The 6,609-nt window shown below is 67.7% G+C and carries 6 protein-coding genes; 5 read left to right on the top strand and 1 reads right to left on the bottom strand.

The genetic code is table 11. The features are described from left to right. A partial coding sequence (locus ACNA7R_RS18590) for a hypothetical protein (RefSeq protein WP_416285011.1) occupies positions 1 to 872 on the bottom strand: 872 nt, incomplete at its 3' end. Between the two features lie 140 nt (positions 873 to 1,012). Here ACNA7R_RS18590 and ACNA7R_RS18595 point away from each other — a divergent pair. The 5 genes from ACNA7R_RS18595 to ACNA7R_RS18615 all read left to right on the top strand — a co-directional run bounded on the left by ACNA7R_RS18595 (position 1,013) and on the right by ACNA7R_RS18615 (position 6,178). Continuing rightward, positions 1,013 to 1,312 carry a DUF6432 family protein gene (locus ACNA7R_RS18595; RefSeq protein ID WP_416285012.1) on the top strand — a complete coding sequence of 100 codons (300 nt, stop codon included), beginning with the start codon at positions 1,013 to 1,015 and terminating at the stop codon, positions 1,310 to 1,312. Between the two features lie 39 nt (positions 1,313 to 1,351). Continuing rightward, complete coding sequence (locus ACNA7R_RS18600; RefSeq protein WP_416285013.1) at positions 1,352 to 2,443, top strand: aminomethyltransferase family protein; 1,092 nt, start codon at positions 1,352 to 1,354, stop codon at positions 2,441 to 2,443. 320 nt (positions 2,444 to 2,763) lie between these two features. Then, entirely contained in the window at positions 2,764 to 3,159 is a 396-nt protein-coding gene (locus ACNA7R_RS18605) for a hypothetical protein (protein WP_416285014.1), read from the top strand. A 146-nt stretch (positions 3,160 to 3,305) separates the two neighbouring features. Then, positions 3,306 to 4,613, top strand: a complete 1,308-nt coding sequence (locus ACNA7R_RS18610) for a TIGR00341 family protein (protein ID WP_416285015.1) — start codon at positions 3,306 to 3,308, stop codon at positions 4,611 to 4,613. Between the two features lie 134 nt (positions 4,614 to 4,747). Then, entirely contained in the window at positions 4,748 to 6,178 is a 1,431-nt protein-coding gene (locus ACNA7R_RS18615; protein WP_416285016.1) for an FAD-binding oxidoreductase, read from the top strand. Positions 6,179 to 6,609 lie beyond the last annotated feature (431 nt).

The following is a 6,609-nucleotide window of genomic DNA, read 5'->3' on the forward strand; positions in this document are numbered from 1 at the left end:
ATGGCCGGCGGGCCGCCCGCGGGCGAACTCGACTCGGACGGCTCCGGTCCCGTTCCCGGCTCGGTCTCGACGTCGCCATCGCTCGAGTTCGCCTCGATCAGCTCGGCACCGGTATCGAGCAAGATGGCGTCGTCCTCGAGGGGCTCAGACTCCTTGTCGGGCCAGTCGTCGGACTCGTCGTCGGTTCCGCGCTCGATCGGCGGGCCGACGTCGCTGGAGTCGGGCCACTCGCCGTACTCGCGGTCGCGGGTCGTCGTTCCGTCGTCCTCGAGGATCTCGCCGTCGTCGGTAACGGGGTCGCCGTTCTCGTCGGTCGGGAGCTCGAGTCCGGCGTCGGCGGCGTCAGCGGCGTCGACAGCGTCGGCTCCGGGAGCGTTCGAGCCCGTGGAGCCGAAACTGGTGGCGTCGGTTTCGGCGAAGTCGGTCTCGGCGGTGTCAGTCTCGGCGGGTTCGGCTCCCGCGGTACCCTCGGGAGGTCCGGCTCCGGACCCGCCGTTCTCGGCTCCCGCTGCTGACGGACGCTGTGTCGGCGCGGGCTCGCTCCCGGCGTCGTCGGCGTCGATAAACGTCGCGTCCGTCGCTTCCGTTTCGGCCGTGAATCCGCCGGTGCCCGCGTCGTTGGGCTCGGCCGCCGGCGGCTCCGCCGATCGGGGTGTCGATTGCGGCTCGGGTTCGTCGGGTCGCGGGCCGGCGCCGGCCGTCGAGATGCTCCGCACTTCGGTGTTCTCGCTGATGACGTGTTTATCGCCGCAGCGAGCACACTCCTCGTACTCCCGGACGGTGACGACGACCTCGCTCCCCCGCTCTTCGCGCTCGCGTTCGACGTCGACGTCTCCGTAGTCGTGACCGAGCAGCGAACATCGCAGGACCATTGTCTCACCGTATCGAGTCAGGCCATAAAAAACGTACTGCATGGGCGCTGTCGCGGCGCTGTCGGTCCGGCTTGCCGATCGCTCGAGCGGGGGAGCCGAACGACAAACGTCAAATCCCGGGTCGACGAATAGGCTGACGGATGAGAGCAAAGCGGGAGTACCGGGACCGGGCGGAGACCGAGGTGGCGGTACTCGACGCGCTCGTCGACCGGGCCGACGACGGGATGACCGTCTTCGAACTCCGCGCGGAGGCCGAAGTCGATATCGACGAACTCGAGGAGGCGCTGGCGACGCTCAAGGAGGACGGGCTGATCGACGTCGACGCGGAGGCCAGCGAGACGGTGATCAAACCCGACGAGCGCGTCGTTCCGGAGGTGCCGACCGACGACGCCGACGAGCAGTCGATCGGCGACTGGCTCCGCGAGCGGATGCCCTTCTGAATCGAAACGCCTGTGGGTGCCTGTCCCCTCTCCGTATCCATGAGCGTCATCGAGGCCATCCACACGGATCTCGGAGCCACGTTCGGCGATCGCGCCGGCCGAACGGTCGTCGAACACTACGGCCGTCCCGAGCGAGCCCACCGCGCGGTCAGAAACGGCGTCGGCCTGTTCGAGGCCGCCTACGGCGTCGTCGTCGTCGAGGGCGAGGACCGCCTCGAGTACGTCGACAACGTCGTCTCGAATCGGGTCCCGAGCGAGGACGGCCAGGGCTGTTACGCGCTCGTTCTCGGCCCCCAGGGCCGCATCGAGATCGAACTCTACATTTATAATGCCGGCGAGCGGCTGCTCCTCTTTACCCCGCCCGCCCACGCCGACGACCTCGCCGAGGAGTGGTCCGAGAAGGTCTTTATCCAGGACGTCGAGATCAGGGTCGCGACCGACGACTACGCCGTCTTCGGCGTCCACGGCCCCCACGCGACCGAGAAGATCGCGAGCGTGCTCAACGGCGCCGCCTCGCCCGACCAGCGCTACTCCTTCGTCCGCGGCTCGATGGGCGACGACGGCGTCACCGTCGTCCGCACCGACGCGCTCACCGGCGAGGAGAGCTACGAGGTGATCTGTGCGGTCGACGCCGCCGAGGCCGTCTACGACGTCCTCTTGAACCAGGGGCTCAACGCCGCCCCCTTCGGCTACCGAACGTGGGACACCCTCACGCTCGAGGCCGGATCCCCCCTGTTCGAGACCGAACTCGAGGGGCAGATTCCGAACGTCCTCGGCCTCCGAAACGCCCTCGACTTCGAGAAGGGCTGTTACGTCGGCCAGGAGGTCGTCTCCCGAGTCGAGAACCGCGGCCAGCCCAGCAAGCGCCTCGTCGGGCTGACCCTCGAGGGCGAGGCCGTTCCCGAGGCCGACGCCGCGGTCTTCGACGGCGATTCGTCGGTCGGCGAGGTGACCCGAACCGATACGAGCCCGCTGCTCGAGGAGCCGATCGCGCTCGCGGTCGTCGAGTTCGGGCTCGAGGCCGACGAACTAACGGTTCGCGTCGGTGGCGAGGAGGTCCCGGCCGCACGAACCGACCTCCCGTTCGTCGACGGTTCGGACCGCTCGGACCGGTTGCCGGAGTACCAGTAGCGGTCGTCGTTTTCGGCCCGCAGTGTTCCCAGTTTGGCCATCCACAGCGCGATGGCGCGCGCTGTCGGCCGACTGAGCGCTAGCGAGGGCGGTCGACAACTTGCGCGAGGGATGAGCAAGGGAGCAACGCGACCGAGCGAATCGGCTGGGGAGGACGTGGAAATCACTGGTGCCAGGATAGCAGGACGGGTCGTTTTGCTCGTCCGTTCGAAAAGAAGATATCCTTCAGCGCAACGCCGGCTGATACGGACTGAAACTAATCTGCTATGCCGGAACTGGCCGGGCACACGATAAAGGACGCCGACGGTGGCGTCCGGAGTATGGACGAGAACACCGACTTCGAGGAGCTGGCCTCGCGCGTCCGAACCCAGTCCGAGGACGCCGCCGGCTCCGACACCGATCGCGTGACGATCCGCTCGTTTCAGGAACTCACTTCCGACGCGCTGGCCGAACTGCTCGAGGCCGCCGAGACCGACGCGTCCGAGCCGGGCTCGCTCGTCTTCGTCCTCTCGAGAGCGAACGCCGAACTCCTCTCCGAGCGCGAGGGCGACCTCGAGGACGTCGACGACCTCGAGACCGAACTCGGCCGCGAGATCCGGGTCGAAGAGTCGATGCCCGACGACACGATCCTGTTGCTGGATCCCGAGGTCGTCGACGGCGAGGAACTGCTCGAGCCCGAGTCGATCGCCTGCGGGATCGTCGGCAGCGACCACTGATACGATTGCTGTCCCGATGTACCGGCACAACCGCGATCCGGGCGGCGGTTGCGCCGGAACTGACGGACAGTACCCCGTATGAGAAGCCGCCGTCGCCAGGGGGACTCCCCCTCCGGTACTATTCGTCGGCCCGTCGTCGTGGACCTATGCGCTATCTCGAGATCACGGTGCCGGAGGGGCGACGACAGGCCGTCCTGAACATCCTCGAGGAGGAGGCGATCGAGTACGTCGTCAGCGACGAGACCAGCGGCAGGGGGTACACGGCCGTCGTTCGGTTCCCGCTGCCGACGCGAGCGGTCGAACCGGTGCTCGATCGCCTGCGGCAGGCAGGGGTGAGCGACGACGCCCGGGTCGTCGTCATCGACGCCGAGACGGTCATCTCGGAGGAGTTCACGACGCTCCGGGACCAGTACAGTCGGGGCGGGCAGCGAGGGGCGCGCACCTCGCGGCAGGTCCTTCGAACGAAAGCCGAAGAGTTCACGCCGCAGTTTTCGATCTACGCGGTTATGTTGCTCATCAGCGCCGTCGTCGCCACCTCCGGACTGCTCGCGGACTCCCCGGCGGTCGTCGTCGGCTCGATGGTGATCGCGCCGCTGCTCGGCCCCGCCCTCGCCGCCAGCATCGGGATCGTCACCGGCGACGACGCGCTCAAGGCGACCGGGTTTCGGTACCAGGCGGTCGGCGTCGCGATCGTCGTCGTCGCGTCGATCGGCCTCGCGACGCTCGCGCGGCTGGCCGGCCTCGAGCCTGCCGGAGTCGACATCGTCGTCGCCACGGAACTCGAGGAGCGCGTCTCGCCGAACCTGTTCTCGATCGCCGTCGCGCTGGGCGCCGGCGTGGCGGGCATCCTGAGTCTCACGCGCGGGTTCTCCGAAGCGATCGTCGGCGTGATGATCGCCGCGGCGCTCATCCCGCCCGCCGCCGCGGTCGGCATCACGGTCGCCTGGGGGATGTACGGCGCGGCCCTGGGCGCGGTGGTGCTCGTCGCCGTCAACCTGCTCTCGATCAACCTCGCCGCGCTGGCCACGCTGTGGGTCGCCGGCTACCGTCCGCAGGGGCTGTTCGAGGTCTCGCCGACCCGCGGACTGACCTACAGGTACGCGGCCGTCTTCGGGGTCGCGCTGCTGGTGCTGGCCGCGCCGCTGGCCGGGATCACGCTGCTGGATTTCCAGACGACCCAGCTCGAGTCGTCGGCCGAGGACGAGGTCGAAGCGGTGCTCGAGGAACCGCAGTACGAGGGGCTCGAGGCCCGGGACGTCGTGGTCGAACTCGACGGGAACTACCCGATCCAGTCGGCCGACCGGATCACCGTGACGATCGCCGGTTCGGAGCCGGGGCCGGTTCCGGGGCTGGCGGATCGGCTCGCCGACGCGATCGGCTCGCCCGACGGCGGGCCGATCGTCGAGATCCAGTACGTCGTGGCCGAGGAGCGCGATCCCGCCGACGAGACCTGAACGGCCGTTCCGCGTTCGGGCCCACTGAATGAGGCCAGTTCGGTGGCTCCGAACGGCCGTCGACGGTCCCGTTCGGCTGATCGTCCGGTCCTCGTGACTCCGACGTTATCTACACCGGAAGCGTCCGTTCGAGTATGCGCACTGTTGACAGGACCTCTGGAGAGGAGACGTTCGCGACGCTCTCGAGCGAGGACGTCGCGTCGCTCACGGCCGACTTTTCCGGCGAGATCGTTCGGCCCGCGGATCCGGGCTACGACGACACGCGCGAGATCTGGAACGGAATGATCGACCGCTACCCGGCGATCGTCGCACGTTGTTCCGGCGTCGCGGACGTCGTCGCCGCCGTGAATTTCGCTCGCGAGCAGGGGCTCGAGGTCGCCGTCCGTGGTGGCGGACACAACGTCGCCGGAACGGCGGTCAACGACGGCGGCCTTGTCGTCGATCTCTCCGAGATGACCGCCGTGCGGGTCGACCGCGAGGCGGGAACTGTTCGCGCCGAGGGCGGGACGACGCTGGGCGACGTCGACTGCGAGACGCAGCTGTTCGGCCTCGCGACCGCACTCGGTGCGGTCTCACAGACCGGTATCGCGGGGCTGACGCTCAACGGGAGGTACGGCCACCTGAGCCGCGAGTACGGGCTCGCACTGGACAACCTGGTGAGCGTCGACGTCGTCACCGCGGACGGTCGGGTTCGGACGGCGAGTCGCGATCGGAACCCGGACCTGTTCTGGGGACTGCGCGGCGGCGGCGGTGCCCTCGGGATCGTCACCTCCTTCCAGTACGAACTCCACGAGGTCGGTCCCGAAGTGTCCGCGCTGTTCATCTGGTTCCGCGCCGACGACGCGCCCGCGGTGATGGCCCGCTACCGGGAGTGGATCGCTGACGCGCCGCGAAACGCGGGCGTACTCGTCTTTACCGCCCACGTTCCCGACCTCGAGGAGTTCCCCGAGGAGACGTGGGGCGAGCCCGCGATCGCGATGCTGGGCTCGTACCGTGGCGACCCCGCGGACGCCGACGAGGTCTTCGGATCGCTGCTCGAGGGCGCGACCCCGCTGGTCGATCTCAGCGGGGAGATGACGTACGTCGACCTGCAGTCGATGCTCGACGAGGACTACCCCGACGGGCTGCGCTACTACTGGAAGGCGATCTACCTCGAGGAACTCGACGACGCGGTCGTCGATCTGATGCTCGAGTACAACGAGGCCGCGCCGTCGGCGCTGTCGACGCTCGACCTCTGGCACCTCGACGGGGCGGTCGCCGACGTTCCGCAGGACGCGACGGCGTTCTGGCACCGCGACAAGCCCCACATGCTCACCGTCGAGGCCAACTGGGAGGACCCCGACGCGGACGACACAAACCTCGAGTGGGCCCGCGAGGCCATCGCAAAGGCCGAGACACTGTCGATCGCGTCGGGGCGGTACGGCAACTTCCCCGGCCTGTACGAGGAGCCCGCACGGGCGCGCTACGGCGACAACTACGATCGGATGGTCGATCTCAAGACCGAGTACGATCCGGAGAACCTGTTCCGGCTCCCGGGTAACGTCGCACCTCGAGGCGACGACTGAGTAGAAGAGAGGCGATCCAGCCGCTACTAGCTGACAGTAGCACAGTTTTGGTATCAGATTATCGCGCGAAATTCACGTTACGTAGAGACGACTCACTCACCGCTCACTTCGCTCGCGGTTCGATCGTCGTCCCGCAGAGAGACGCGCTGTCGCGCGTCTCGGACGGCCGTTCGCCCGGTAGAAACTGCGAGCGAAGCGAGCAGTTTGCCTCCCTACGTAACGAATCGACCGATTCGGATTCACAGGCGGAACGAGGCGGATGCCCCGACCCTTGAGGTCGGGGAGGAAGCCGACAACGGATGACACAGACTACGCTACGATGGCAGGCCGACTCCCCAATATATAAGTAACATTCTTCATGTATGTGAAACACAGTGGAATACCGTCGTACCGCCGTCATCAAGCTCGATACTCCTGAAGGAGCAGACGGC

Origin of the sequence: Natronococcus sp., from assembly GCF_047921035.1 — an archaeon.
Classification (GTDB): domain Archaea; phylum Halobacteriota; class Halobacteria; order Halobacteriales; family Natrialbaceae; genus Natronococcus.

Coding starts and splice junctions, on each gene's coding strand:
- ACNA7R_RS18605 (WP_416285014.1), top strand. CDS start 2,764: ATGGACGAGAACACCGACTTCGAGGAGCTGGCCTCGCGCGTCCGAACC.
- ACNA7R_RS18610 (WP_416285015.1), top strand. CDS start 3,306: ATGCGCTATCTCGAGATCACGGTGCCGGAGGGGCGACGACAGGCCGTC.
- ACNA7R_RS18595 (WP_416285012.1), top strand. CDS start 1,013: ATGAGAGCAAAGCGGGAGTACCGGGACCGGGCGGAGACCGAGGTGGCG.
- ACNA7R_RS18615 (WP_416285016.1), top strand. CDS start 4,748: ATGCGCACTGTTGACAGGACCTCTGGAGAGGAGACGTTCGCGACGCTC.
- ACNA7R_RS18600 (WP_416285013.1), top strand. CDS start 1,352: ATGAGCGTCATCGAGGCCATCCACACGGATCTCGGAGCCACGTTCGGC.